Raw genomic sequence first — 24378 nt, forward strand, 5'->3', positions numbered from 1 at the left:
TCTGTCGCGCGCTAGAACGTGGTGTCGTCGGCCCGCACCGCCGAGGAGAGCGGCCATGCGTTGGGCCCCGGCACGTCCGTGGTGCCGCCGGTGCCGAAGGCGGACGTGGTCGCGCCGGCGATCTCACCGCCGTCCACGACCAGCTCCTGCCCGGTCACGAACGCGGCGGCCGGCGAGGCCAGGTAGTGGAAGGCCGCGCCGATCTCCGCCGGCTGGGCGTGCCTGCCGAGCGGGATCGAGCGGTTGACCTCCTCCAGCATCTCCGGCGTGTACTCCGCCTCCTGCATGGGCGTCAGCACCGCGCCCGGGCTGACGCAGGCCACCCTGATGTCCGGGCTGAGCTCCAGCGCGAAGGTGCGGCACAGCGCGAGGATCCCCGCCTTGGTGGCGTTGTAGTCGGCGTAGTACGGATAGGCGCGTGAGGCGTTGACCGACGCGGTCGCCAGCAGCACGCCGTGCCCCTGCCTCGTCATGTAGCCGGCCGCGCAGCGCCACAGGCCCAGCACGCCCAGCAGGTTGACGTCCACGACGCGGCGGGCGGTCGCCTCGTCGAGGTTGAGCACGCCGTGCCTGACGCTGACGCCCGCGTTGGCGATCACCACGTCCAGCCGGCCGCGGTCCGTCCAGACCGCCGCCACGGCCGCCTCTATCGCCGGCCAGTCGGTCACGTCCGCCTCGATCCAGGAGACCCCCGGGCTCGGGGTGGCGATCGGCGGCTGCACGTCGAGGTTGTAGACGGTGTCGCCGGAGCGCGCGAACTGCTCGGCGGTGGCGAATCCGATCCCGCTGGACGCGCCGGAGATGACCACGGTACGCATGACATCGCCTCTTAGAAGATCACCCGAGGGCTGGTCGTCGCCCGGTTGCCGATGGACCTGCGCAGGTTCCTGCTGACCGTCAGCTTCTTCAGCCACCGGTCGGTGCCGTCGTAGCGGGGGCGGAACGGCCTGCGCCCGTGGACGGCGAGGTAGTTGTCGACGATCAGCAGGCTGCCCGCGCCGACGACCACGTCCTGCTGCTTGGCCTCCAGCTCGGCCACGAGCGCGTCGAGCGCGCGCTCGGCCTCCGGATCCCCGTCCGCGCAGGTCATGAACGGGCGGTCGAGCCGCAGGTAGGGGTTGCCCGGCTCGCCGATGAGCACGGGGACGGCCTCGGGCCTGTCACGCATCTCGCGCATCAGGGACAGCGCGGGATGGCCGGGCCGGCTCGCCTCCAGCTGCCGCAGGTGCTCGTCGTCGGGCATGATGTGGAAGCGCGGGCGCGACAGCAGCCGGGCCTGCTCCTCCGGCAGCTCCAGGTCGCGCACCGAGGCCACGACCGTGGGCACGCGGTCGTGGTTGCGCAGCCCGAACAGCAGGAGATAGTCGCAGCGCAGCGGATGGAAGCCGTCCTCGGTGTGGAACTCCAGCGTCGACTGGCTGCCGTGACCGCTCTGCTGCATCTCGTCGCCGCGGATCGGCACGATGTTCTGGATCATCCGCCCCTCCTGCAGGGTGGACCAGGCGAACGGCTCGCCCAGCACCATCCCGCAGAGGGCGAGATAGACTTCCGCGTCGCTCACGGCGCCCGACCGGTGGGGGACCGACCAGTGGCCGGGCGTCGGCCCGACGGCTCCGTCGTCGACCGGGAAGCCGTGCACCAGGCACAGACCGGCCGGCTCGGTGCGGCGGAAGTCCTCCAGGAAGCGGCGGAGCCCGACCGGCAACTCCTCGCGGATGTGCCAGCAGCGCTCGTAGAAGCCGGGGTCGCCGGGATCCTCACCCAGTGCCCTGACCCGCTCGCCGACGGCCGCGATCACTTCCACCTCCTTGCCGTCGAGGACGTACTCGACCGTGTCGGTGCTCATGCCGGCGCGCTCCTCACACTGGCGGGCCGGATGTCGGTCCAGTTGGTCTCGACGTAGTCCAGGCTCTCGGCGCGGGAGGCCGGGCCGAAGGCGACGCTCCAGCCGCTGGGGACGGGGAAGGGCGCCGGCCAGAGCGAGTGCTGCTCCTCGGAGTTCACCAGGACCAGGAAGGATCCGTTCTCGTCGTCGAAGGGGTTGCTCATGTCAGCTCTCCGGGCTCAGGTCGAACAGGATGCCGCGGGGCGGGGCGGCGAAGTCCCGCTCGCCGTTCAGCACCCAGCCGGACTCGCGGAACGCCTCATGCCACTCCGCGCGGGTGGGGAGGTAGACCCCCATCGCGGCGTGCACCAGCTCGAAGCCCAGGGTGAAGATCGTCGTGTCCGCCCCCGGTGGCTCCTCGCTGCGTACCACGTCGCACAGCAGCAGCCGCCTGGCGTTGGGGAAGGCGGTGCGGAGCTTGCGCAGGCCCGCCACGCAGGTGGTCTTGGGCCAGAAGTCGTGACCGAGGAACACACAGGTGACGAGGTCGACGTCGGCGAACCCGGGCAGCGGCTCCAGGTCGCGCACGTCGCCGGTGACCACGCCGATGCGGCCGGACAGACCGGCCTCCGCCACCGAGCTCTCCGCCAGTTCCACCGCCGAGGGCGCGATGTCGACGCCCACACCGCGCACGCCCGGCCGGCGGGAGACCGCGTTGATCAGCCGCTGGCCGGACCCGCAGCCGAGGTCGGCGATGACCGAGTAGTCCAGCTCGCCGAGCAGCTCGGTGAAGTGCGGCTCGACCTCGGTCTCGCCGATCAGCTTGGAGCCGACCGCCACCGCCCTCATGTCCCGGGTGTAGTAGTCGCCGACGCGGTCCTCGGTCCTGCTCACCCCGGGCAGGACGGAGAACAGCTCGCCGCAGCCGCGGACCATCCAGTAGAAGTAGCCGCGCGCGCGGTAGGCGTCGTCGAAGCGCGGCCCGGTGACCGCCTTGTCGTCGGCGACCTCGACGATCTCCGCCCAGGAGAGCGTCACCAGCAGCCGGCGCACCAGCCGCGGGTCGAGCCCGGCCGCCTCCGCCGTCTCGATCGAGTAGCTGCCCTGCTGCCTGAGCGCGTCGAGGATGCCGAGTTCGCTGATGGCCGACAGGGACACCGCGGCGAGGTAGGACGAGAAGACGTCGGCGACCGGGCCGCGGGTGAAAGCCGTGTGCATCGGGTTCTCCATTTCGGTCGGCATGGTGCTCAAGCCCGCTCCGCCCAGAGCGCGTCCATGGTCTCGTGGGAGACGACCGTCTCCAGGTCGGGCTTGGACGCGTACCCCATGTTGATGATCGTCCGCACGCCCGCGGTGATCGGATAGACCCGGTGCAGCGTGGTGTTGGTGCGCATCACGTAGAGGTCGCCGGGGCCCACCTCGAACGACCAGATGGGGTTGTCGAGCAGCGTGCGGTGGATGGCGGGGTCGCTCTTGTCCCAGACGGTGCCGGCGACGCACTGGACGAACCCGCCGTGCTCCGGCGGCGGGCACTCCACCAGCCAGACCAGCGCGAAGCTGTAGTCGTCCCAGTGCCAGCCGTGGGTGTCACCCGTGTGCTCCAGACGGGTGATCACGAACTGCTCCGGCTCGTACGGACAGGCCAGCACCGGCTCGCCGACGATCTCCGCGAGCAGGCCGATCAGGGCCTCCGACTGGTACACGGCGGGGATGAGGGCGCTGCCCGCGGCGATCTCCGATCGCGTCACGTTACGCATCCGGCGGGGTGTGCCGCCGGTTTCCTTGAACCTGAGGTCGCGCCGGACCCCGGATTCCTCGATGAGGGAGAGCACGTCGTCGGCCACGGCCTGTTTGACACTCGCGGGTGCCAGGAACGACACCTTCGCGAATCCTCGCTCGGCGAACTCGCGCCGGGCGACCGCCACCTCGGCGGACAGCTCGGCCTGGCCTACATGCTGGTTCAGTTCCTGCACAATTCGGGCATGCACTGCGGGGATCCTTCGCTTCTCCTGAGGGGATCTCGCTGCCTCGGACGGTAGGGCCGCCGTCCGGGCCCGGAGAAGCGCCCGCCCTCGTTATGGCGAGAAATCGCCATTCGCTCGCTGCCCTGGCCGGGGCCGGACAAGGGCTTCCTACGCTGAGGCGCATGCTCACTGGGGTTCCGCTGTTCCTCCTGCAGCTCGTCGTGATCCTGGCCTCGGCCGTCCTGCTGGGCCGGCTGGCGTCCCGGTTCGGCCAGCCGGCGATCGTGGGGGAACTGGCGGCGGGGATCCTGCTCGGGCCCTCCGTGCTGGGCAAGCTGGCGCCGGAATGGGCCGAGTGGCTGCCGCGGCCCGGTTCGGGGGCGCTCATCGACGCTGTCGCCCAGCTCGGGCTCCTGCTCCTCGTCGGCCTCAGCGCCGCCGAGCTCGACCTGGGCAGGCTGCGCGAGCAGGCGGGCACCCTGGCCCGGGTCAGTGCCTGGGGGCTTATCCTGCCGCTCGGGCTGGGCGCGGCGGCGGGCTTCCTGGCGCCGGCCGCCCTGATGGGGCCGGGCGCCGACCGGGGCACGTTCGCGGCCTTCCTCGGCGTGGCGCTGTCGGTCACCGCCATCCCGGTCATCTCCCGTACGCTCGCCGACCTGAGACTGCTCGGCCACCGCGTCGGCCAGATCACCCTGGCCTCCGGCGCCTGTCAGGACGCCGTCGCCTGGATCCTGCTGACGGTCGTCGGAGCCCTGGCCACCAGCGGCGGAGGGCCGGGCACGCTGGGGATGCCGCTGCTGTGGCTGGCGGTCATGGTCCTGGCGGCCCTGGCGCTGCGGCCGTTCGCCCGGCGCGTGCTGAGCGCGGCCGACCAGGCGCCCGCGATGACCACCTCCGCCGTCGTGATCCTCACCGGCGCCCTCGCCGCGCACCTGGCCGGGCTGGAGCCGGTCGTCGGCGCGTTCGTCGCCGGGCTGGTCGCCGGGGCCGCCTCGGGCGAGGGCGCGCGGCACCTGGCAGGGCTGCGCACCGCCGTCATCGCCGTCCTCGCCCCGGTCTTCCTGGCCTTCGCCGGGCTGCACCTGGACCTCGCGGCGCTGGCCGAGCCGGTGGTCGCGCTGAGCGCGGCGGGGCTGCTGACCCTGGCCGTGGCGGGCAAGCTGGCCGGTGGCTACATCGGCGCCCGCACCAGCGGGCTGCCCCGCTGGGAGTCCTTCGCCATCGGCGCGGGACTGAACTCGCGGGGCCTCGTCGAGATCGTCGTCGCCACCGTCGGACTCCAGGTGGGCATCCTGACCCCCGCCGCGTACTCGATCGTCGTCCTGATCGCGGTGGCGACCTCCCTAATGGCGCCGCCGCTGCTGAGGGCGGCACTCAGACGAGCACCCCGACCGGAACAGAACGGAGAGCGGCATGGCCGTGGCGAGAGTGAACGGGACCAGCGTGACCTACACCGACCAGGGCACCGGTGACCCCGTGATCATGGTGATGGGCACCGGCAGCCCCGGGCACGTCTGGCACCTGCACCAGGTGCCCGCGCTGCTGGCCGCCGGCTACCGCGTCATCACCTTCGACAACCGAGGCCTGACGCCCGGCTCCGGGCCGCCGCCCGGGATCGGCGATCTGGTCGGCGACCTCGCCGGGCTGGCCGAGACCCTGTGCGGGGGACGCTGCCGCCTCGTCGGCGTGTCGATGGGCGCGTACGTCGTCCAGGAGCTGCTGCTGAAGAGGCCGGAACTCGTCGAGCAGGCCGTGCTGATGGCCACGCTCGGACGGCCCGACCACTTCCGCGCCAGGCTCACGGCGGCCGAGGCCGAGTTCAACTTCGGCCCGGTGGAGCTGCCCGCTGCCTATGGCGCGGCGCTGCGCGCCGTGCTCAGCCTGTCGCCGCACACGCTCAACGACGAGGTCCAGGCCCGGCACTGGCTGGACCTCTTCGAACTCTTCCCCACGGCCAAGGCGGTGCTGCGCGCCCAGAGCAGGCTGGAGATGACGGAGGACCGGCTGGCGGACTACCGCGCCATCCGCGGCCACTGCCTGGTCGTGGGCTTCGAGGACGACCTCATCACGCCGCCGCACCTCGGGCAGGAGGTCGCCACCGCCATCCCCGGCGCGAGATACGCGCAGATCGCAAAGTGCGGGCACTACGGCTATCTGGAGCAGCCGGACGAGGTCAACAGCCTGATCGTGGACTTCTTCTCCAACGCGACCACCTGGACAGACGCACTCACCGCACCCGTACCCGGGTCTTCGCGCACACCTCGCACCGCTGGGTGACGACGCGGCCGATCGTCTCGATCGTCACCCACCGGTGACGGAGGTGGATCCGGCGCACGGGAACGTTCTACCCGCCGCCCAAGACCGACACGCGCCGTCAGCGCCTTGTCACTCGGCGGGCTCGAGCCTCAGCGAGATCGAGTTGATGCAGTAGCGGTCGTCGGTGGGCGTCGGGTAGCCCTCGCCGTGGAAGACGTGCCCCAGGTGGGAGTCGCAGCGCGCGCAGCGGACCTCGGTGCGGACCATGCCGTGGCTGCGGTCCTCCACCAGCGTCACCGCGTCGGAGTCGGACGGCGCGTAGAAGCTCGGCCAGCCGCAGTGGGACTCGAACTTGGTGTCCGACCTGAACAGCTCGGCGCCGCACGCGCGGCAGCTGTAGACGCCCTCCGTCTTGGTGTCGACGTACTCGCCGGTGAACGGGCGCTCGGTGCCCGCCTCGCGCAGCACGTAGAACTCCTCCGGAGAGAGCTCCACGCGCCACTCGGCCTCGCTCTTGACCACCTTGTCCATGCCTCCAGCGTACGCAATGCGGCAAAAAGAGATCTCCACAGGGCGGGCATCCTTTCTGGGGCGAATTCGCGTCTTTGTCAGCAAGGGGGTGTCATCGCCTCCTGCCAAGGGGCGAGACCACTCGCCGGATCGTCTGAGCGGCACAGCCCGCGCCCGTGCTGGCGCCGCCGGCGATCGCCTGGCCGGCCGGGCGGCGCGCCAGCGCCCGGAACGGCCTCACAGGGTGGTCTCGTCGTTCGCGGGCCCGTTCCGTCGAGCCCCCGGTCCCGCCACCGGCGAGGCTCCGGGACGGGCCCCCTTTCTCGGCACGGGCGTGGTTTGTCGGAGGCGGCGGGTAGGTTCACCCCCATGGCATCGCCGTACATCGAGCTCGAGGTGGGAGAGCGGACCGTCAAGGTCACCAATCCCGACAAGATCTACTTCCCGGAGATCGGCGCCACCAAGCGCGACCTGGTGGACTACTACATCAGCGTGGGCGAAGGCGCGCTCCGATCGCTGAAGGACCGGCCCACCAACCTCAAGCGCCACCCCGACGGGGTGCAGAGCGAGGCCATCTACCAGAAGCGGATGCCCGCCAAACGCCCCGACTGGGTGAAGACCGTGACCGTCACCTTCCCCAGCGGCCGGACAGCCGACTCGCTCCGGGTCACCGAGGTCGCCGCCATCGCCTACTGCGCCAACCTGGGCACGATCGACTTCCACCCCTGGCCGGTCCGCGCCTCCGACGTGGAGCACCCCGACGAGCTCCGCGTCGACCTCGACCCGCAGCCCGGCGTCGGCTTCGATGAGGTTCGCGCGGCGGCGTTCCTCACCAAGGAGGTGCTGGAGGAGCTCGGCATGACCGGGTTCGTCAAGACCTCGGGCAAGAGCGGCGTCCACATCGCCGTGCGCATCGAGCCCCGCTGGGACTTCGTCCAGGTGCGCCACGCCGGCATCGCGCTGGCCCGCGCAGTCCAGGACCGCGACCCCCGCCTCGTCACCACCGCCTGGTGGAAGGAGGAGCGGGGCGAGCGGGTGTTCATCGACTTCAACCAGAACGCCCGCGACCGCACGGTCGTCAGCGCCTACTCGGTCCGGGCACGCCCGCACGCGCCGGTCTCCACGCCGCTCACCTGGGAGGAACTGGCCGACGCCGACCCGCGCGACTTCGACATCCGCACCGTCCCCGCGCGCTTCGCCGAGCTGGGAGACGTGCACGCCGCCATCGACGACCAGGCGTACTCCATCGAGACCCTCCTCGACTGGTTCGCCGACGACGAGCGCGGCGACCTGCCCTACCCGCCGAACTACCCGAAGATGCCCGGCGAGCCGAAGCGGGTGCAGCCCAGCAAGGCCCGCGACGAGTCAACTTCTCGGCCGTGAGCGACCGAGCTTGCAGCTCCTCGCCGTCGATGGCTTCGACGGTCCGGTCCGCGTCAGGCAGCGTGACTCACTGCCCAGCCCGTCGCACCGCGTAAGGCGATGTTCCGGGCTGCGTTGACGTCGGCGTGCTCAGCGAAACCGCACGACGTACAAGCGAAGGTTTCCTGGCTGGTCCGGTTGTTCTTGTCCACATGGCCGCAGTGCGAGCACTGCTGTGAGGTGTAGGACGGGTCAACGGCGATCACGGCGACTCCCGACCGGGCCGCCTTGTAGCCGACGAAAGCTCCGAGCTGGTGGAAACTCCAGGAATGCAGCGTGACCCGCTGGGGCTTGCGAAGCCGTACCCGTTCGCGGATGCCCTGGAGATCCTCCAGAGCGATCCCGCGCCCGGTGCGTTCTGCCTCGGTCACGATGCTCTTGGCGATGATGTGGTTGACGTTCGCGGCGAACCGCGCCTCCTTACGGCGACGGCGCTTCAGCAGCCGATTGGCCGATCTGGTCTGCTTGGCCTGCAGGCGGCGGCGGAGTTCGCGGTTGCGGCGGCGGACCGCGTTCAGCGCTTTGCCGCTGTGCCGGGTCCCGGTGCTGGTGGTGGCGATGTTGGCGATACCCAGATCCACCCCGACGAAGCCGTCCGGCACCGCGATCGGGGCATCGGCCACCTCGACCGTCGCATACAGGAACCACATCCCGTCCCGGCAGATCAGATCCGACTCACCGCGTCGATGGGCGGCCAGCAGCGCCAGTTGCTGCGCCGAGCCGGTGAAGGCCACCCCTTTCAACCGCCCGGCACTCGTCCAGATCGACACCGTCCGCGCATCATGCTGCCAGGACAGGCACCGGTCGTCATACGGCTGGGCCGCCAGCGACCGGAAGGAGATCGGCCGGGCTTCAGCTCTGACGCGGCGCGGCGATCCGGGCTTGCCCAAGTTCCCGGCGGCCAGGCCGGCGTGCAGGGTGCGGTAGGCGTCGCACACCTTCTTGATCACATGCTGGGCTGCCTGGGCGGCCAGAGCGTACTCGGCCTTGATCCGGTCGTAGGTGTGCCTGCGCAGATCGAAGTTACGGAAACACCGCCGCTCAAAGGCGATCTTCGCGACCAGGTTCGCCGCCCGGTTGGCGACATGCAGGGTGGCTTCCATCGCCGCCGCCTGCTGCGGCGTCGGCAGGAGCTTCACCTGCACCACCAGTTTCACAAGCGCACACACTACCCATTGGCTCCTGTCCCCGCGGTGGGAACCCAACTCCCGATATCCGGCGGGGACAGCGTGGTCTCCATCCTGCACGCCCATGTGGTCTTCACGCCTAGGTACCGGCGCGGGGTGTTCACCGGCGAGATCCTGCGCCGCTGGGGACACATCATGATCGAGGTGTGTGACAGCTTCGGCGCCACGCTGGTGGAATTCGACGGCGAGCACGACCATGTCCACCTGCTTGTGCACTATCCGCCCAAGGTGGCGCTGCCGACTCTGGTCAACTCTCTCAAGGGCGTCTCGGCGCGGCTGCTGCGCAAGGAGTTCCCGGCCCACATCCGCCGGTATCTGCAGGGCGGCCATTTCTGGTCCCCCTCGTATTTTGCCGCGTCCTGCGGCGGAGCCCCCTGTCGATCATGAAGGAGTACATCGAGAACCAGAAGCGGCCAGGCTGAGCTACCCACAGAGACCGACCGTCAGTGGACCGCTCGGACCTGGGGGTCCTCCCGTGCTGTCGTTTCCTCCCGGGGGTGAACGTCCGGGGTTCCACGCCAGATCACGCTGAAATTCGGTGGCGGGCCCTGGCCGGGGCTGGTTACGCTCCCCGATGTCCACGAACGAGTCACCACGGGCGGTACGCCCTGGAAAGCGGGGGAGTTTATGACCCGGACCGCGCCTTGCGCGCCTCGACGTTCCGTCACTTCGTCCGTGACACGTCACCTCTGACCGTTCGCGAGGCCCGCACGGCGCTTCCTTGCTGCCCTTTCCCAGTTTTTTCCGGCAAGGAGTTCCCCGGGTGTCCACCCACAAGACTCGACCAGTCCTCACCGACACGTTCACCTGCGTCCGCTGCGGGCTGACCGTGACCTCAGCCGCCCCCGGAGGCGGCCGCCGCAACCACTGCCCGAGCTGCTTGCACTCGCTGCACGTCCTCGACCGTGCCGAGGGCGGGCCGTCCGAGTGCGGTTCGCGGATGGCGCCGATCTCCATCGCGGTGCTGCGCAGCGGCGACTGGATGATCATTCATCGCTGCACCCGCTGCGGAGAGCTGACGTCCAACCCGATCAGCGGCGACGACAACCAGCTCATCCTCATGCGGATGGCGGTCCGGCCGCTCGCCCAGCCGCCGTTCCCGCTGGAAACCTTCGGCGACCTGTGACGGGGGACCGCATGTCACGCAGAAACCCGCGCGTGCGCCGCCCGCAGCGCCGCAAGGACGCCAGGCACGGTGACGCCTTCCGCTGCGTCGGCTGCCGCCTCGACGTCCCCGCCGCCGCACCCGGCACCGCCCACCGCAACCACTGCCCGCACTGCCTGACCAGCCGCCACGTCGACCACCGCGTCCCCGGCGACCGCCGGGCCGACTGCCACGGCCGGATGGCGCCGGTCAGCGTCACGGCACGGGACGACGGCGAGTGGCTGATCATTCACCACTGCCAGTCGTGCGGCGACCTCAGCGCCAACCGCATAGCGGGCGACGACAACGCCCTCGCCCTGCTCCGCATAGCGATGCGACCCCTCTCGGGTGATCGCCTCCGCGTCGGCGCCTTGCTGTCCCTGTAACCCTTGGGGCCCCGGCGTCTCTCCGGGGCCCCAAACTTCACCCCACCGACTCAATCCAGATTCCCGCGGGTTCTGAGGGAGTTGGGGTGGGCATACAGGCCTGGCTGTTCCCCGGGGGCCGACGGGACGCGAGACCGGAACCCTCCACAGAGAGATTCCGGCTGCTCGGCAGTTCGGAGGGTTGAGGAGGAGTCGCGTGGGCCCCGGCCGCTCGGTAGATCCGGGGAGGAGTAGCCGCATGTGCGGGCTCGGTCGCTGGGTGGGCGCTGGGTGTGCGATTGGGGAGTCGGGCGTTAAGGCTCGGCCGCTCGGCGGATGCGGAGTGCGCGGTTGGAGGGGAGCCGCGCGTGCAAGCCCGGCTGCTCCGCGCGGGTCGGGCAGGATCCGGCGGGAACCAGTTCCGCGGCGAGGAGTGCCGCTGTCAGGTGCCTGCCCGCAGCGTGGGCGCCCTCCTGTCCTTGTCACCCCGCACCCAGCCATCCCGGACTCCAGCGCCCCCGGACCCCAGCCACCCCCAGAGCCCCACCACCCCCCGGGACTCCGGATACCCCAAGACCTCGGCACCCCTGGGACCCCAGCCACCCCTCGGGACCCAGAACCACCCCCGGGCCGAAACCACCCACCAACCAGAACCCCCATACACACAGATCCGGCCGCTCGATGGGGGCTAGGGGAGTCGTGTAGCCAACTGTTGGGTGTTCACTTGTGGCGGGGGAGCCGGGTTAGTCCCCGAACTCCAGGTGGAGGGCGCGGGTGAAGTCAGCGATGGCTTCCTCGTGGCGGTCTTCTTCCTGAAGGATCTCGCCGCGGACCCGGTAGGCCCAGACGTACTCGGAGTCCAGTTCGATCGCGCGGTCGAGGTCCTTGAGGGCGGCCTCGTTCTCGCCGAGTTCGCTCAGTACGGCGCCGCGGCTGCCGAGGGCCCGGTCGTGGTCGGGGGCCAGTTCGATGGCCCGGTTCAGGTCCGCGAGGGCGTCCTCGTACTGGTCGATCATGCGCAGTGCCTCGCCGCGGCGGCTGAGGGCGCGGACGTGGTCGGGGTCGACCTCCAGGGCGCTGGTGTAGTCGGCGATGGCCTCCGGGTAGAGGCCCATCCGCTGGTAGAGGTCGCCCCGGGACAGCCAGGAGTGCGCCAGGCTGCCGTCCAGCTCGATGATCTTGGCGTGCTCGGCCAGCGCCTCGTCGAGCCGGTCGAGGTCGGCGAGCGCGTCCGCCCGGGCCTCCAGGATCCACAGCGACTCCGGGGACAGGGTCAGCGCGTGCTCGAAGTCGGCCATGGCCTCGTCGTGCCGGCCCAGCGCCGCGTACGCCTGGCCGCGCGACCCCAGCGCGTACGCGCTGTCGGGCTCCAGCCGCAGCGACTCGTCGAAGTCGGAGATCGCGGTCTCGTACCGCTCGATGAGCCGGTGACTCTCGCCGCGCAGCCGCCAGGCGCGCGCGTTGTCGGGGACGAGTGCGATCGACTCGGTCAGGTCGGCGATCGCCGCGTCGTGCCGGCTCAGCGCGATGTACGACTCGGCGCGGCTACGCAGCACCGAGGCCCGCGACCGGGCCGCCTCATCGTTGATCTCCTCGCTCATGGGTGAAATCTAGCGTTCCGGTGTGGATCATGGGATGCCGTTGGCGACATCGTCCCGGCGGGACGGCCGTAGGATCGGGGGCATGGAGCTGGCTCCCGGAGTGCACGTCGCCGTCACCGACCGCCACGGCGGTGTCAGCGCCCCGCCGTACGGGTCGCGCAACCTCGGCGGCCTGACCGGTGATGACCCCGCCGCCGTGCGGGCCAACCGCGACGCCGTCGCCGCCGAGCTGGGCGTGCGGGCGATCGTGTTCATGCGGCAGGTCCACGGCGCCGAGGTCGCGTACGTGAGCGAGCCGTTCGGGGCCGACGCGCCGCCGGTCGACGGGGTGTTCACCACGGAGCCGCGGCTGGCGCTGGCCTCGCTGGGCGCCGACTGCCCGGCGGTGCTGGTGGCCGACCCGGTGGCGCGGATGGCGGGCGCCGCCCATTCCGGCCGGCCGGGCACGGAAGCGGGTATCGCGGGCGTGCTGGTGGAGGCGATGGCGGCCAAGGGCGCCGACCCGTCCCGGATGGTGGCGTTCGTCGGCCCGGGGGCGTGCGGGCGCTGCTACGAGGTGCCTGCCGAGCTGCGTGACCGGGTGGCCGCCAAGGTGCCGTCCACCCGTTCCACCACGTCCTGGGGCACCCCGGCGCTCGACCTGCGGGCGGGCATCGAGGCTCAGCTCCGCGCGGCGGGCGTCCCCGAGGTGCGGCACGACGACCGCTGCACGATCGAGGCTGACGAGCTCTACTCCCACCGCTGCGGCGACCCCGGCCGCTTCGCCGGCCTGATCTGGCTCGCCTGACGGGTCAAGTACGGAGAAGTGCTCGCCTGACGGGGCAGGTACGGAGTCGCCCGACCGGTCAGAACGGGGAAGCGTTCGCCTATCTGGTCAGGAACGGAGAAGCGCCGGGGAAGGCACGAGTCCTAGCGTGGCTGTCGTGTGCATGTATCCCCGAGCACTCTGGAGACGGCCCATGAAAGCGCACGTGAGCTCCATTCTTCTCGCCGTCCGCGACCTGGACGCCGCCAAGCGGTTCTACGTCGACGGACTCGGCTGGAAGATCAAGAACGACTACGGCGTCTCGGTGTTCTTCGAGTCGGACGGCGCCTCGCCCGTCGGCCTCTACGGCCGGGAAGGTCTCGCCGCCCAGGTAGGCACCAGCCCCGAGGGCAGCGGCTTCAGCGGCCTGGTCCTCACTTACGTGGTCCGCAGCGAGGCTCGGGTGGACGAGGTCATGGCGGAGGCCGAGAAGGCCGGCGCCACCGTGCTCAAGCCCGCCGGCCCGCTGCCGTGGGGCGGCTACGGCGGCACGTTCGCCGACCCGGACGGCTACATCTGGAGCCTCGGCTACAGCGCCCAGGGCGACGACCAGCCCTACGCCGAGTAGGTCAGCCGCGCGAGCGGTTGAAGACGATGTTGACGATGATCACGCCCAGCCAGATCACCAGGAACGACGGTCCGTTGTCCAGGAGGGCGAGCGGGATCGTCGCGGCCGTGCCCAGGGAGAGGGAGACGATGGCGAGGGCGAGCCGCTGCGCGTGGGTCGGGCCGTGCTGCGCCCGGGCGGGCGCGGCCTTGAGGCGCTCGTCGACCCGGCGGTCGACCTCCTGACCCACCTTGTCGAGGAACGACGCGACGACCTCGTCCTCGTACTCGGGGCCGAGGTCGCGACGGGCGGACAGGGCAGCCTGCAGCTCATCACCTGTGCTCATATGCCGATATAACCAGATGTATCGGCTCAGCGCGCAAGGATGTCGTCGAGGCGGTAGGACACGGGCCGTTCGAGCTGCTCGTACGTGCAGGACTCGGGGGTGCGGTCGGGCCGCCACCGCCGCCACTGCGCGGTGTGCCGGAACCGGTCGCCCTCCATCTGGTCGTAGGCCACCTCGATCACCAGCTCGGGCCGGAGCGGGATGAACGACAGGTCCTTCTTGGCGTTCCACCGCGAGATCGCGCCCGGCACCCGGTGACCTCCGGCGGAGGGGGTGGCGGCCGGCTGCCCGAGGTTGGCCTGCGCCTGCTCGGCCCAGTGGCCCCACGGGTGCTCGCCCAGCTCGGCGATGTACGGTTTGAGCTCCTCCACCAGCTCGGCCCGGCGCTTCATCGGGAACGAGGCCGCCACGCCCACGTGGTGCAGCCGCCCGTCGTCGCCGTAGAGGCCGAGCAGGAGGGAGCCGACGATCGGCCCCGACTTGTGCTCGCGGTAGCCGGCGATCACCACGTCGGCCGTGCGTTCGTGCTTGACCTTGAACATGACCCGTTTGTCGGGGATGTAGGGCTGGTCGCCCGGCTTGACGATGATGCCGTCGAGCCCGGCGCCCTCGAACGTCTCGAACCACTCGCCGGCCTGCTCGTCGCTGGTGGTCACCGGGGTGAGCCGGACCGACCGGCCCTTCTCGGGGAACAGCTCCTCCAGCAGGGCCCGCCGCTCCGCGAACGGCGTCTCGACCAGCGCCCGGTCGCCGAGGGCCAGCAGGTCGAAGGCGATGAACGACGCGGGAGTCTGCTCCGAGAGCAGCTTGACCCGGGAGGCGGCGGGGTGGATGCGCTGCTGCAACGCCTCGAAGTCGAGCTGCGAGCCGCGCGGCAGCACGATCTCCCCGTCGACCACGCACCGCTCGGGCAGCTCCGCCTTGACGGCCTCGACCAGCTCCGGGAAGTAGCGGGTGAACGGCCGCTCGTTGCGGCTGCCGAGGTAGACCTCGTCGCGGTCGCGGAACACGATGCAGCGGAACCCGTCCCACTTCGGCTCGTAGAACAGGGTGCCGTCCTGCTTGGGCATCGCCTTGACCGGCTTGGCCAGCATCGGCCCCACCGGCGGCCGGACGGGCAGGTCGAGGTCCGGGATCGGCTCGGGCTCCTTGGCCTTCCGCGCCGGTTTGGTCGGCTCGCTCATGGTGTCGGCTCCCTCACATAACGGCAGAAGAGGACCCCCGCCTCCTCCAGCACGTGGCCGAGCGCCAGCCGGGTCCGGGACGGCTCGCCGTCGACGATCCGCGCCGCGTCGCCCCCCAGCAGCAGCGGGCTCACCGTCAGGCAGAGCTCGTCGACCAGCCCGGCGGCGGCGAGCTGGGCGTTGAGCCGCGGCCCGCCCTCGCACAGCACCCGCGTCAGCCCGCGCTCGTGCAGCGCGGCCAGCGCCCGGGGCAGGTCGACCGCGTCGTCGCCGGCCACGATCACCTCGCCGGCCTCGGCCGCCGCCTTCCGCCGATCGTCGGGGGCGCTCTCGCACGTGATCACCAGCGTCGGGGTCACCGCCTCGCGGAACAGCGGCCCGTTGAAGTCGAGGTCGAGGCCCCGGCTGACGATCGCCAGCGGCGCCGCCTCCGGCCGCCCCGCCCGCAGCTCCCGCCAGGACTCACGCGGCCGGACCGGACCGTACTGCTCGGCCCGGACGGTCGCGGCGCCCACGAGGACCACGTCGGCCAGCCCGCGCAGCACCCCGAACACCCGCTTGTCGGCCTTGCCGGACAGCCCGCCGGACAGCCCCTGGTCCCACGCGGCGCCGTCGGCGCTGGCCACCATGTTGAGCCGGAGCCACGGCCTGCCCTCAGGGTAGGCGTAGGCCCGTACGATGTCTGGATTGTCCTCGATGTCGGGATGGATGCGACGCACACCTCCACCTTGGCATACGCCTCCGACAACTCAGCCGCGCGGCCCGCGCAGCACCTGCATCGAGCGGGACGTCACCGCCACCACGTCGCCCGCCCGCCACCGCTCGTCGCCGAACAGCCCCTCGCCGCCCTCGTCGGCGGTGTCGAGCTCCGGCAGCCAGTGGTCGCCGAACGCCGCGCCGGGCAGCGTGAACGCCATGTCCTCATGGTGGGCGTTGATCAGCAGCAGGAACGAGTCGTCCACGATCCGCTCGCCGCGCGGCCCCGGCTCGGTGATCGCGTCACCGTTCAGATAGACCATCAGCGACTTCGCGTAGCCGACGTGCCAGTCGGCCGGCGTCATCTCGGCGCCGCCCGGCGTCAGCCACACCAGATCGCGCTCCCCGTTGTCGGGATGGCGGCCGTGGAAGAACCGCCGCCGCTGGAACACCGGATGCTCCCTGCGCAGCTTCGCCAGCTTCCGCACGAACTCCAGCAGCGGCGCCTCCGTGCGCAGCCCCGACCAGTCGATCCAGGCGACCTCGTTGTCCTGGCAGTAGGCGTTGTTGTTGCCCCGCTGCGTGCGGCCCAGCTCGTCGCCGTGGGACAGCATCGGCACGCCCTGTGACAGGAAGAGCGTGGCCAGGAAGTTGCGCCGCTGCCGATGGCGCAGCCGGACGATCGCCGGGTCCTCCACCGGCCCCTCGGCGCCGCAGTTCCACGACCGGTTGTCGTCGGTGCCGTCGCGGTTGTCCTCGCCGTTCGCCTCGTTGTGCTTGCGGTCGTACGAGACCAGGTCGGTGAGCGTGAACCCGTCGTGGCAGGTCACGAAGTTGATCGAGGCCACCGGCCGCCGCCCCGACGTCTCGTACAGGTCGGCCGAGCCGGTCAGCCGCGAGGCGAACTCCGGCAGCGCCGAGTGGGTGCCCCGCCAGAAGTCGCGCACCGTGTCGCGGTACTTGCCGTTCCACTCCGTCCACAGCGGCGGGAAGTTGCCCACCTGGTAGCCGCCGGGCCCCACGTCCCACGGCTCGGCGATCAGCTTCACCTGCGAGATCACCGGATCCTGCTGGATCAGGTCGAAGAACGCGCTCAGCCGGTCGACGTCGTGCAGCTCCCGCGCCAGCGCCGAGGCCAGGTCGAACCGGAACCCGTCGACGTGCATCTCCAGCACCCAGTAGCGCAGCGAGTCCATGATCAGCTGCAGCGCGTGCGGGGAGCGGACGTTCAGCGAGTTGCCGCACCCCGTGTAGTCCAGGTAGTAGCGGCGGTCGCCGTCGTGCAGCCGGTAGTAGGCGGCGTTGTCGATGCCCCGGAACCCCAGTGTCGGCCCCATGTGGTCGCCCTCGGCCGTGTGGTTGTAGACCACGTCGAGGATCACCTCGATGCCCGCCTCGTGCAGTGTCCGCACCATGGCCTTGAACTCCTGCACCTGCTCGCCGCGGGTCCCGGCGCTGGAGTAGGCGCCGTGCGGCGCGAGGTAGGCCATCGTGTTGTAGCCCCAGTAGTTCGTCAGCCCGCGCGCCACCAGGAAATGCTCGGGGATGAAGTGGTGCACCGGCATCAGCTCGACCGCCGTCACCCCCAGCGACAGCAGGTGGTCGACGATCGCCGGATGCCCCACCCCCGCGTACGTGCCGCGCAGCTCCTCGGGCACGCCGGGGTGACGCATCGTGAGCCCCCGCACGTGCGTCTCGTAGATCACGGTCTGGTGGTACGGGACACGCGGCGACCGGTCGTCACCCCACTCGAAGAACGGATTGATCACCACGTTCTTCGGCATGAAGGGCGCGCTGTCGACCCGGTTGACCTTCGCCGGGTCGGTGAAGTGGTAGGAGAAGACCGCCTCGTTCCACCGCAGCTCGCCGTCGACCGCCTTCGCGTACGGGTCGAGCAGCAGCTTGGCGGGGTTGCAGCGGTGGCCGTGTGACGGGATGTAGGGGCCGTGGACGCGGTAGCCGTAACGCTGGCCCGGCATCACACCCGGCAGGTAACCATGCCAGACGAACCCATCCACCTCGGGCAGCTCGACGCGTTCCTCGGAGCCGTCATCGTGGAAAAGGCACAGCTCGACCCGCTCGGCCACCTCGGAGAACACCGCGAAACCGGTGCCCACGCCATCCCAGGTAGCGCCGAGTGGATAGGGTTCGCCCGGCCAGACATCGCGCATGTGACCTCATTGTCGCATGCGACGGGGTCTTGCTACAGCAGTTCGGCGTTGAGCGTGATCGTGGTGCCGGTGAGCGCCTTGCTGACGGGGCAGTTGACCTTCGCGGTCTCGGCCGCCTGCTGGAACTGCTCGGCGGTGATGCCCGGCACGCGGGCCTTGCAGGTGATCACGATGCCGGTGATGCCCTCACCCGGCTGGAAGGTGACGTCGGCGCTGGTCTCCACCGACTCCGGCGGGGTGCCGGCGCCGGCCAGGCCGTGCGAGAGCGCCATGGAGAAGCAGGCGGAGTGAGCCGCGGCGATGAGCTCCTCCGGGGAGGTCTTGCCGTTGGCGGCCTCAGCCCTCGACGGCCAGGAGATCTCGAAGTTCCCGACGCCGGAGGAGTCGAGTGAAACCGTGCCGGAACCGTCGAGCAGCGCGCCCTTCCACTGCGTCGTGGCGGTGCGAGTCGTGGCCATGCTTATCGCTCCCTCTGTCGATCAATCGTCCTTCCGACCTTATCGCGGTGGCGGAGAGTAACCGCAGCGGGACATCCCTCCGCCGTTCCCCGGCGAGCAGGGCCGTTCCGGACCCCGGGAGGGCTCCTGAGTGCGGTGCCAGGTCCGGTTGTCGCTGACTCCCCGCTCCGGAGAGCTGTTCGAGCTGCGCGTACGGGTGGGTCTCAGGCGTCGTTGATCAGTTCGAGGAGTTCCGGGTCGTCGGACTCGGCTCGTACGCGGGCGGCGCCGTGGGCGGCGCGCGGGTCACCGCGTCGGGCTAGGCCCTGCGCCGCCTCCGCGACCGCGCGGAGGACGTCGTCGTCCAGGCGGGCCGCGAGCGCGTCCCGGATCTCCGGAGTGTCCGCGTCCAGCCCGGCCAGGCCCGCCGTGGCCCAGTCGCGCACCTCGGGGTCGTCGTCGCGGGTCATCTCGATCAGCAGGGCCAGGCCCTCGGCGTGGTCCGGCGGCAGCACGTCCGCCAGCGCGATCGCGTCGGTCGTCGTGCGCCGGTGACCGGGCCGGCCGATGAGGTCGAGCACCAGCGGCAGCGCCCGCGGGTCGCCCTGGTGGCCGAGCGCCGCCAGCACCGAGCGGAGGACCTGCGGGTTGGACTCGGTGACGGTCATCCGCCGCAGCAGCGGCAGCGTCCGCTCCAGGTAGGGCTTGTCGTCGTCGGTGACGCCGAACTGGGCGATCGCGTCGACGCCGAACTCGCGCTCCCGGGCGTCCGCGCTCCCGCACAGCCGCGTCAGCGCCTCGTACGTCTCGTCGTCGCCCCGCGCGGCCAGCACGTCGGCGACCGTCCACCACGTCTCGGCGTCCTCGTCCAGGTCGCGGTGGGCCAGCGCGCGCGTCACCAGCCGCTCGACCGGCACCCACTCCTCCGCCGCCGCCTCCAGCAGAGTCGCCACGGCGGCGTGGCCGCGCTGCGCCTGCACCTGCTCGGTCTCCGACCCGTCGGGCGAGGTGGCGGTGACCGTGACCAGCTCGGTGCCGTCGCCCGCCCACCGCCGGTGCACCGCGTACGTCCAGCCCTCCTGCTCGACCTGGTCGAGCAGCGCGCTCTCCAGGTGCACGCCCACCCAGTCGGCGGCGATGTCGAGCGGGGTGTCGCCGTCGCCGTCGAACTTGCCCGCCTCGGCGCCCGCGTCCAGCAGCTCCCGCACCACGCCGAGCGCGCCGCGGCGGGCGGCCAGCGTCAGCGGCGTGTCACCCTCCTCGTTGGCGGCGTCGACGTCGGCGCCCGCCTCGATCAGCACCCGCGCCGTCCCGGCGGCACCGTTCGTGGCGGCCCACATCAGAGCGGTCCAGCCGCCGCTCTCCCGGGTGTCGACGCCCGCCCCGGCGGCCAGCAGCATCCCGATGACGGCCACCTGGTCGCGGGCCGCGGCGGCGCAGATCGGCAGCCCGCCGTCGTCGCCCTCGAACGGCCGGTCCGGATCGGCGCCGTCGGCGAGCAGCTCGCTCACGGTCTTCTCGTCGCCGTCCAGCGCGGCCCGGTAGAGCTGTTCCTCATGCATGACAACGGACCCTAGCTTGGCCCGGCCGCGCCCCGGGACCATCGCCGGGGTCCGTGTCACTTTCTGGTACGGGATGCGTGCCGATAGCGGTTCACCCGAATTCCTCCTTCAGGAGGATCGCACCACCGGCAGAACGCGATATGTTGCGAGTATGACTGACCCCGGGGAGGTACGCGCCTCCGACGCCGAGCGCGAGGCCGTGGTGGAGCTGCTCCGCGAGGCCTCCGTCGAAGGCCGGCTCACGCTGGCCGAGCTCACCGACCGCACCGAGGCAGCCTACTCCGCCTCCACTCACGCCGAGCTCGCCCTGCTCACGCAGGACCTGCCCGCCGGGGCGTCCGCTGCCGCGCCGGTGGAGCGCCGCGAGGGCAAGAAGCGGCGCTGGTTCGTCGGCGTCATGGGCGACGCCAAACGGCGCGGCACCTGGCGCATCGACCAGGAGCTCGGGGCGGTGGCCGTGATGGGCGACGTCGTGCTCGACCTGCGCGAGGCCGAGGTACGCACCGACATGGTGGAGATCATGGCCGTCTCCGTCATGGGCGACGTGAAGATCATCGTCCCTGACGGGGTGAACGTCGACCTCGACGGCATGTCCATTCTGGGCGACAAGCGCGTCGACGTGCAGCAGGCGCCGCAGGGCGTCAACGCGCCGGTGGTGCGGGTCCACGGGTACGCGATCATGGGCGACGTCAAGGTGATCGGCGACTCGCGGACCAAACCGATCCAGCGCCGCTGGTCGGCCTGGCGCGAACACTGGCGCAAGCTCCACGGCGAAGACTGGAACGACCGCTCCCTCGGCCGCGGCTACTGACCCCCGTCACCGGAGAGAGCCGGAAAGGGCGAGGCTCGCCCCGGGCCGCGTGCGTTCCATGCGGTGCTGGTGGAAGGCTGAATAGGGCGGAGGCCCGCGTACGCGATGCGTACGCGGGCACCCCCGATGGTTCCGCCCGGCGGCTCAGGCGGTCCTGAGCGCGTCCGCAGGCGTCGTGAGCGCGGCGTCGTACCGTTCGAGCACGATGCGGGCCAGCTCGGGCGCGGGCCCGAGGACGCCCGCCACCACGTCGGCCCCCGCCTCCAGAGCGGTCCGGCGCACCTTGTCGGCGAAGTAGCCGGGCGCGAGCAGGTAGGGGGCGACCGCCACCCGGGGCGCGCCCGCCTCCCTGAGCCGGGCGACCGCCTCGGCGGGCGTAGGCCCGGCGGCGGAGGCGTAGGCGGCCTCCACAGCCCACCAGCCGCGCGGCAAGGCCGGCGGGCGGGCCCCGGCGACGCCGACGGCGGGGCGGCGCCAGGAGCGGGCCATCCGGGCGATCACCTCGTTGGCGCGCGCCGAGCCGGAGCCCGCCGACACCAGCACGACGGCGGTGTCCGGGTCGCCCGCCGGGACGCCCGCCTCCGCCAGGCGGCGCTCCAGGGCGGTGGTGAGCAGCGGGTGCGGCCCCAGCGTGGTGCCGTAGCGGACGCGCAGCCGCGGGTCGCGGGCGCGCGCCTCCCGCAGCTCCGCCGGCAGGTCGACCCGGCTGTGGTACGCCTCGGTGAGCAGCAGCGGCAGCACCACCGCCTCGGACAGGCCGTGCAGGGCCTGCCCGGGGGCGGGGGTGGCGTGGTCGAGGTAGGCGCCGCGCACCGGGAGCCCGGGGCGCAGCAGCCGCACCTCGTCGAGCAGCGCCTCCACGGTGGCGGCGGCACGGGGATCACGCGAACCGTGCGCGACCGCCACCAGGGGGACGTCCGGGCCGGCCCCGTCTGCCACCGGGACCGGCCTGCCGGGGATCACAGGTGAATGCCGCATTCGACCTTCCCCAGCCCCGCCCAGCGTCCGCTGCGCGGATCCTCGCCCTCCAGGACCTGCCGGGTGCACGGCGCGCACCCTATGGAGGGGTAGTTGTCGTAGTGCAACGGGTTGATCAGCACCCCGTTGTCGGTGATGTAGGCGTCGACGTCCTCCTGCGTCCAGGACGCTATCGGATTGATCTTCACCATCTGCCGCTTGGCGTCCCACTCCACGACCTTCGTGCGGGCCCGGGAGGAGGACTCGTCGCGCCGTATGCCGCTGATCCAGGCGAGGTACGGCTCCAGCGCCCGGTTGAGCGGCTCCACCTTGCGCAGGAAGCAGCACAGGTCGGGGTTGCGGCCGAACAGCCGCGGGCCGAGCTCGCGATCCTGCTCCTCGACCGTGCGCGAGGGCCGGACGTCGATCACGTTCACGTCGTACACCTGCCGGACGGCGTCGCGGGTGCCGATCGTCTCGGCGAAGTGGTAGCCGGTGTCGACGAACAGCACGTCGACGCCGGGCTTCACCTTGCTGACGAGGTCGATCAGGAGCGCGTCGCTCATGGAGGAGGTCAGGCAGAGCCGGTCGCCGAACGTGGCCGCCGCCCAGCTGACGATCTCGCGGGCGGAGGCGTCCTCCAGGACGCGCGCGGCGGACTCGACGACTTCCCGCAGGTCGAGGCTGCCCCGCCCGGCACTGAGATCGATCTCGATGTCGGCGAGCGTCATATCTTCACCCCGATTCCGAGGAACTTCAGTTTGAAGGCACGGGAGCAGGAGCGGCAGTACCAGCCGCCGTCGTCCTGGTAGGGCTCCAGGTCCTCGTCGCCGCAGTAGGGGCAGTGGAAGGGGACCGCGCGGCCGCTCATCTGAGATCGGCCTCGTCGGCGCGCTGCACCCAGTCGGCGAATGTCTCGCCTTCCTTCCTCTGTTCGTCGTAGTTGCGCGCCACCCGCTCGACGTAGTCGGGCAGCGCCGCCGCGGTGGTCTTGAGGCCGCGCACCTTGCGGCCGAAGCCGGACTGGGCGCCGAGCGAGCCGCCGAGGTGGATCTGGAAGCCCTCGACCTGCTTGCCGTCCTCGTCGAGCATGAGCTGGCCCTTGAGCCCGATGTCGGCGGTCTGGATGCGGGCGCAGGAGTTGGGGCAGCCGTTGACGTTGATGGTGAGCGGTTCGGAGAAGTCGGGCAGGCGGCGCTCCAGCTCGTCGATCAGCTGGGCGGCGGTGTTCTTGGTCTCCACGATGGCCAGCTTGCAGTACTCGATGCCGGTGCAGGCCATCGTCTGGCGGCGGAACGTGGACGGCTTGACCCGCAGGTCGTTGGCCTCCAGCTCGGCCACCAGCGAGTCGACCTGGTCGGGGGTGACGTCGAGGATGACCATCTTCTGCTCGACCGTGGTGCGCACCCGGCCGGAGCCGTGGCGCTCGGCGATGTCGGCGATGAGGTGGAGCTGGTCGCCGCTGAGCCGGCCGACCCGGGGGGCGAAGCCGACGTAGAAGTTGCCGTCCTTCTGGCGGTGGACGCCGACGTGGTCGCGGCGGTTCTCCCGGGGCAGCTCGGGCGCGGGCCCGTCGGGCAGCGGCTCCTTGAGGTACTCGGTCTCCAGCACCTCGCGGAACTTCTCCGGCCCCCAGTCGTTGACCAGGAACTTCAGCCGGGCCCGGTGACGCAGCCGCCGGTAGCCGTAGTCGCGGAAGATGCCGATGACGCCGGCGAACACGTCGGCCGCCTGCTCGGGCGTCACGAACACGCCCAGGCGCTTGGCCAGCATCGGGTTGGTCGACAGGCCGCCGCCGACCCACACGTCGTAGCCCTTCTCGCCCTGCTCGTTGACCACGCCGACGAAGGCCACGTCGTTGATCTCGTGGACGGTGCAGTGGGCCGGGCAGCCGCTCAGCGCGGTCTTGAACTTGCGCGGCAGGTTGGAGAAGGCGGGGTTGCCGATGTAGCGCTCGTGGATCTCACGGATCTGCTCGGTGGCGTCGAGCACCTCGTCCTCGTCGATCCCGGCCAGCGGGCAGCCCATGATCGTGCGCGGGGTGTCGCCGCACGCCTCCGTGGTGCCCAGGCCCACGGCCTCCAGCCGCTCCCAGATGTCCGGGACCGACTCGATCTCCACCCAGTGGAGCTGGATGTTCTGGCGGTCGGTCACGTCGGCCGTGCCTCGCGCGTACTCGTTGGAGAGGTCGGCGATGGTGCGGAGCTGGCGCAGGTCGAGCTGGCCGCCGTCGATGCGGATGCGCATCATGAAGTAGCGGTCGTCGAGCTCCTCCGGCGCCAGGACGGCGGTCTTGCCGCCGTCGATGCCGGGCTTGCGCTGGGTGTAGATGCCGTACCAGCGGAACCGGCCGCGCAGGTCGGAGGGGTCGATGGAGTCGAAGCCCCGTTTGGAGTAGACGTCGATGATGCGTTCGCGGACGTTCAGCCCGTCGTCGTTCTTCTTCAGCTCTTCGTTCTTGTTCAGCGGCTCACGGTAACCGAGTGCCCACTGGCCTTCGCCCCGCGGGCGCTTGTGGTGCCTTCTGGCAGGGATGCTCATTGCGCGTCCTTCGAGATCATGGGCGCGCGCACGGGCGACCTCCTGCC

Annotated in this window: 26 protein-coding genes and 1 pseudogene; 9 read left to right on the top strand and 18 right to left on the bottom strand. The window is 71.1% G+C overall.

Annotated features, from left to right (window positions below; all coding sequences use genetic code 11):
* Window positions 1-11: 11 nt before the first annotated feature.
* From AB0J42_RS05935 to AB0J42_RS05955, 5 genes are read right to left on the bottom strand one after another with little or no spacing between them, the layout of a single operon-like run.
* On the bottom strand, window positions 12-818 hold the full coding sequence (locus tag AB0J42_RS05935) for an SDR family oxidoreductase (protein WP_364289364.1): 807 nt from the start codon (window positions 816-818) through the stop codon (window positions 12-14).
* A gap of 11 nt (window positions 819-829) precedes the next feature.
* Complete coding sequence (gene gntD / locus AB0J42_RS05940; RefSeq protein ID WP_364289366.1) at window positions 830-1846, bottom strand: guanitoxin biosynthesis L-enduracididine beta-hydroxylase GntD; 1017 nt, start codon at window positions 1844-1846, stop codon at window positions 830-832.
* A complete protein-coding gene (locus AB0J42_RS05945; RefSeq protein ID WP_364289368.1) occupies window positions 1843-2049 on the bottom strand; it encodes an MbtH family protein in 207 nt (68 codons plus the stop codon). The genes gntD and AB0J42_RS05945 overlap by 4 nt, the downstream gene beginning before the upstream one ends.
* Window position 2050: 1 nt before the next feature.
* Window positions 2051-3043, bottom strand: a complete 993-nt coding sequence (locus tag AB0J42_RS05950) for a class I SAM-dependent methyltransferase (protein WP_364289370.1) — start codon at window positions 3041-3043, stop codon at window positions 2051-2053.
* A 29-nt stretch (window positions 3044-3072) separates the two neighbouring features.
* Entirely contained in the window at window positions 3073-3813 is a 741-nt protein-coding gene (locus AB0J42_RS05955) for a hypothetical protein (RefSeq protein ID WP_364289372.1), read from the bottom strand.
* Between the two features lie 158 nt (window positions 3814-3971).
* On the opposite strand from AB0J42_RS05955, the gene AB0J42_RS05960 reads away from it, so the two are divergent.
* Window positions 3972-5261 (top strand): cation:proton antiporter, encoded by a 1290-nt coding sequence (locus AB0J42_RS05960; protein WP_364289374.1) that lies wholly within the window; start codon window positions 3972-3974, stop codon window positions 5259-5261.
* Complete coding sequence (locus tag AB0J42_RS05965) at window positions 5203-6066, top strand: alpha/beta hydrolase (RefSeq protein WP_364289376.1); 864 nt, start codon at window positions 5203-5205, stop codon at window positions 6064-6066. The genes AB0J42_RS05960 and AB0J42_RS05965 overlap by 59 nt, the downstream gene beginning before the upstream one ends.
* Window positions 6067-6174: 108 nt before the next feature.
* Here AB0J42_RS05965 and msrB read toward each other — a convergent pair whose 3' ends face one another.
* Window positions 6175-6576 (bottom strand): peptide-methionine (R)-S-oxide reductase MsrB, encoded by a 402-nt coding sequence (msrB, locus tag AB0J42_RS05970; protein ID WP_364289378.1) that lies wholly within the window; start codon window positions 6574-6576, stop codon window positions 6175-6177.
* A gap of 348 nt (window positions 6577-6924) precedes the next feature.
* On the opposite strand from msrB, the gene ligD reads away from it, so the two are divergent.
* Window positions 6925-7938: a non-homologous end-joining DNA ligase gene (gene ligD / locus AB0J42_RS05975; protein WP_364289380.1), complete on the top strand. Its 1014-nt coding sequence runs from the start codon at window positions 6925-6927 to the stop codon at window positions 7936-7938.
* 53 nt (window positions 7939-7991) lie between these two features.
* On the opposite strand, the gene AB0J42_RS05980 is transcribed toward ligD, so the two are convergent.
* A complete protein-coding gene (locus AB0J42_RS05980; protein WP_364289382.1) occupies window positions 7992-9134 on the bottom strand; it encodes a transposase in 1143 nt (380 codons plus the stop codon).
* 36 nt (window positions 9135-9170) lie between these two features.
* On the opposite strand from AB0J42_RS05980, the pseudogene tnpA reads away from it, so the two are divergent.
* The 3 genes and pseudogenes from tnpA (at window position 9171) to AB0J42_RS05995 (ending at window position 10694) form a co-directional block, all read left to right on the top strand.
* A pseudogene (gene tnpA / locus AB0J42_RS05985) lies at window positions 9171-9586 on the top strand (IS200/IS605 family transposase).
* A 341-nt stretch (window positions 9587-9927) separates the two neighbouring features.
* On the top strand, window positions 9928-10290 hold the full coding sequence (locus AB0J42_RS05990) for an RNHCP domain-containing protein (RefSeq protein ID WP_364289384.1): 363 nt from the start codon (window positions 9928-9930) through the stop codon (window positions 10288-10290).
* An 11-nt stretch (window positions 10291-10301) separates the two neighbouring features.
* Window positions 10302-10694, top strand: a complete 393-nt coding sequence (locus AB0J42_RS05995) for an RNHCP domain-containing protein (protein WP_364289386.1) — start codon at window positions 10302-10304, stop codon at window positions 10692-10694.
* A 722-nt stretch (window positions 10695-11416) separates the two neighbouring features.
* Here the strand turns inward: AB0J42_RS05995 and AB0J42_RS06000 are convergent.
* The gene (locus AB0J42_RS06000) at window positions 11417-12274 is read right to left on the bottom strand and encodes a tetratricopeptide repeat protein (protein WP_364289388.1); all 858 of its coding nucleotides are present in this window, start codon (window positions 12272-12274) and stop codon (window positions 11417-11419) included.
* Window positions 12275-12356: 82 nt separating this feature from the next.
* On the opposite strand from AB0J42_RS06000, the gene pgeF reads away from it, so the two are divergent.
* Entirely contained in the window at window positions 12357-13061 is a 705-nt protein-coding gene (gene pgeF / locus AB0J42_RS06005) for a peptidoglycan editing factor PgeF (protein WP_364289390.1), read from the top strand.
* A 172-nt stretch (window positions 13062-13233) separates the two neighbouring features.
* Window positions 13234-13647 carry a VOC family protein gene (locus AB0J42_RS06010; protein WP_364289392.1) on the top strand — a complete coding sequence of 138 codons (414 nt, stop codon included), beginning with the start codon at window positions 13234-13236 and terminating at the stop codon, window positions 13645-13647.
* 1 nt (window position 13648) lies between these two features.
* Here AB0J42_RS06010 and AB0J42_RS06015 read toward each other — a convergent pair whose 3' ends face one another.
* The 6 genes from AB0J42_RS06015 to AB0J42_RS06040 all read right to left on the bottom strand — a co-directional run bounded on the left by AB0J42_RS06015 (window position 13649) and on the right by AB0J42_RS06040 (window position 20022).
* On the bottom strand, window positions 13649-13972 hold the full coding sequence (locus tag AB0J42_RS06015; RefSeq protein WP_364289394.1) for a hypothetical protein: 324 nt from the start codon (window positions 13970-13972) through the stop codon (window positions 13649-13651).
* A gap of 26 nt (window positions 13973-13998) precedes the next feature.
* A complete protein-coding gene (locus AB0J42_RS06020; RefSeq protein WP_364289396.1) occupies window positions 13999-15156 on the bottom strand; it encodes an ATP-dependent DNA ligase in 1158 nt (385 codons plus the stop codon).
* A complete protein-coding gene (locus AB0J42_RS06025; RefSeq protein WP_364289398.1) occupies window positions 15153-15875 on the bottom strand; it encodes a pyrimidine reductase family protein in 723 nt (240 codons plus the stop codon). Before AB0J42_RS06025 ends, AB0J42_RS06020 begins: the two co-directional genes overlap by 4 nt.
* Window positions 15876-15905: 30 nt before the next feature.
* Window positions 15906-18023 (bottom strand): glycogen debranching protein GlgX, encoded by a 2118-nt coding sequence (gene glgX / locus AB0J42_RS06030; RefSeq protein WP_364289400.1) that lies wholly within the window; start codon window positions 18021-18023, stop codon window positions 15906-15908.
* Window positions 18024-18055: 32 nt separating this feature from the next.
* The gene (locus tag AB0J42_RS06035; protein WP_364289402.1) at window positions 18056-18481 is read right to left on the bottom strand and encodes an OsmC family protein; all 426 of its coding nucleotides are present in this window, start codon (window positions 18479-18481) and stop codon (window positions 18056-18058) included.
* A gap of 203 nt (window positions 18482-18684) precedes the next feature.
* On the bottom strand, window positions 18685-20022 hold the full coding sequence (locus AB0J42_RS06040) for an ankyrin repeat domain-containing protein (protein ID WP_364289404.1): 1338 nt from the start codon (window positions 20020-20022) through the stop codon (window positions 18685-18687).
* A 151-nt stretch (window positions 20023-20173) separates the two neighbouring features.
* Here AB0J42_RS06040 and AB0J42_RS06045 point away from each other — a divergent pair, with 151 nt between their 5' ends.
* Window positions 20174-20833 (top strand): DUF1707 domain-containing protein, encoded by a 660-nt coding sequence (locus AB0J42_RS06045; RefSeq protein WP_364289406.1) that lies wholly within the window; start codon window positions 20174-20176, stop codon window positions 20831-20833.
* Between the two features lie 144 nt (window positions 20834-20977).
* On the opposite strand, the gene AB0J42_RS06050 is transcribed toward AB0J42_RS06045, so the two are convergent.
* From AB0J42_RS06050 to AB0J42_RS06065, 4 genes are read right to left on the bottom strand one after another with little or no spacing between them, the layout of a single operon-like run.
* A complete protein-coding gene (locus tag AB0J42_RS06050) occupies window positions 20978-21772 on the bottom strand; it encodes a sirohydrochlorin chelatase (protein WP_364289408.1) in 795 nt (264 codons plus the stop codon).
* Window positions 21773-21792: 20 nt separating this feature from the next.
* Window positions 21793-22521 (bottom strand): phosphoadenylyl-sulfate reductase, encoded by a 729-nt coding sequence (locus AB0J42_RS06055; RefSeq protein WP_364289410.1) that lies wholly within the window; start codon window positions 22519-22521, stop codon window positions 21793-21795.
* Window positions 22518-22661, bottom strand: coding sequence for an Insertion element protein (locus tag AB0J42_RS06060; protein ID WP_364289412.1), 144 nt, complete (start codon window positions 22659-22661; stop codon window positions 22518-22520). The genes AB0J42_RS06055 and AB0J42_RS06060 overlap by 4 nt, the downstream gene beginning before the upstream one ends.
* A complete protein-coding gene (locus AB0J42_RS06065; RefSeq protein ID WP_364289414.1) occupies window positions 22658-24331 on the bottom strand; it encodes a nitrite/sulfite reductase in 1674 nt (557 codons plus the stop codon). The genes AB0J42_RS06060 and AB0J42_RS06065 overlap by 4 nt, the downstream gene beginning before the upstream one ends.
* Window positions 24332-24378: the final 47 nt, after the last annotated feature.

It is taken from the genome of Nonomuraea sp. NPDC049649 (assembly GCF_040675175.1).
Lineage (GTDB): Bacteria > Actinomycetota > Actinomycetes > Streptosporangiales > Streptosporangiaceae > Nonomuraea.

Excerpts from the sequence above, each read along its gene's own strand:
- AB0J42_RS05935 (WP_364289364.1), bottom strand. The coding sequence starts at position 818 with ATGCGTACCGTGGTCATCTCCGGCGCGTCCAGCGGGATCGGATTCGCC.
- gntD (WP_364289366.1), bottom strand. The coding sequence starts at position 1,846 with ATGAGCACCGACACGGTCGAGTACGTCCTCGACGGCAAGGAGGTGGAA.
- AB0J42_RS05945 (WP_364289368.1), bottom strand. The coding sequence starts at position 2,049 with ATGAGCAACCCCTTCGACGACGAGAACGGATCCTTCCTGGTCCTGGTG.
- AB0J42_RS05950 (WP_364289370.1), bottom strand. The coding sequence starts at position 3,043 with ATGCACACGGCTTTCACCCGCGGCCCGGTCGCCGACGTCTTCTCGTCC.
- AB0J42_RS05960 (WP_364289374.1), top strand. The coding sequence starts at position 3,972 with ATGCTCACTGGGGTTCCGCTGTTCCTCCTGCAGCTCGTCGTGATCCTG.
- AB0J42_RS05965 (WP_364289376.1), top strand. The coding sequence starts at position 5,203 with ATGGCCGTGGCGAGAGTGAACGGGACCAGCGTGACCTACACCGACCAG.
- msrB (WP_364289378.1), bottom strand. The coding sequence starts at position 6,576 with ATGGACAAGGTGGTCAAGAGCGAGGCCGAGTGGCGCGTGGAGCTCTCT.
- ligD (WP_364289380.1), top strand. The coding sequence starts at position 6,925 with ATGGCATCGCCGTACATCGAGCTCGAGGTGGGAGAGCGGACCGTCAAG.
- AB0J42_RS05995 (WP_364289386.1), top strand. The coding sequence starts at position 10,302 with ATGTCACGCAGAAACCCGCGCGTGCGCCGCCCGCAGCGCCGCAAGGAC.
- AB0J42_RS06000 (WP_364289388.1), bottom strand. The coding sequence starts at position 12,274 with ATGAGCGAGGAGATCAACGATGAGGCGGCCCGGTCGCGGGCCTCGGTG.
- pgeF (WP_364289390.1), top strand. The coding sequence starts at position 12,357 with ATGGAGCTGGCTCCCGGAGTGCACGTCGCCGTCACCGACCGCCACGGC.
- AB0J42_RS06010 (WP_364289392.1), top strand. The coding sequence starts at position 13,234 with ATGAAAGCGCACGTGAGCTCCATTCTTCTCGCCGTCCGCGACCTGGAC.
- AB0J42_RS06015 (WP_364289394.1), bottom strand. The coding sequence starts at position 13,972 with ATGAGCACAGGTGATGAGCTGCAGGCTGCCCTGTCCGCCCGTCGCGAC.
- AB0J42_RS06020 (WP_364289396.1), bottom strand. The coding sequence starts at position 15,156 with ATGAGCGAGCCGACCAAACCGGCGCGGAAGGCCAAGGAGCCCGAGCCG.
- glgX (WP_364289400.1), bottom strand. The coding sequence starts at position 18,023 with ATGCGCGATGTCTGGCCGGGCGAACCCTATCCACTCGGCGCTACCTGG.
- AB0J42_RS06035 (WP_364289402.1), bottom strand. The coding sequence starts at position 18,481 with ATGGCCACGACTCGCACCGCCACGACGCAGTGGAAGGGCGCGCTGCTC.
- AB0J42_RS06040 (WP_364289404.1), bottom strand. The coding sequence starts at position 20,022 with ATGCATGAGGAACAGCTCTACCGGGCCGCGCTGGACGGCGACGAGAAG.
- AB0J42_RS06045 (WP_364289406.1), top strand. The coding sequence starts at position 20,174 with ATGACTGACCCCGGGGAGGTACGCGCCTCCGACGCCGAGCGCGAGGCC.
- AB0J42_RS06055 (WP_364289410.1), bottom strand. The coding sequence starts at position 22,521 with ATGACGCTCGCCGACATCGAGATCGATCTCAGTGCCGGGCGGGGCAGC.
- AB0J42_RS06060 (WP_364289412.1), bottom strand. The coding sequence starts at position 22,661 with ATGAGCGGCCGCGCGGTCCCCTTCCACTGCCCCTACTGCGGCGACGAG.
- AB0J42_RS06065 (WP_364289414.1), bottom strand. The coding sequence starts at position 24,331 with ATGAGCATCCCTGCCAGAAGGCACCACAAGCGCCCGCGGGGCGAAGGC.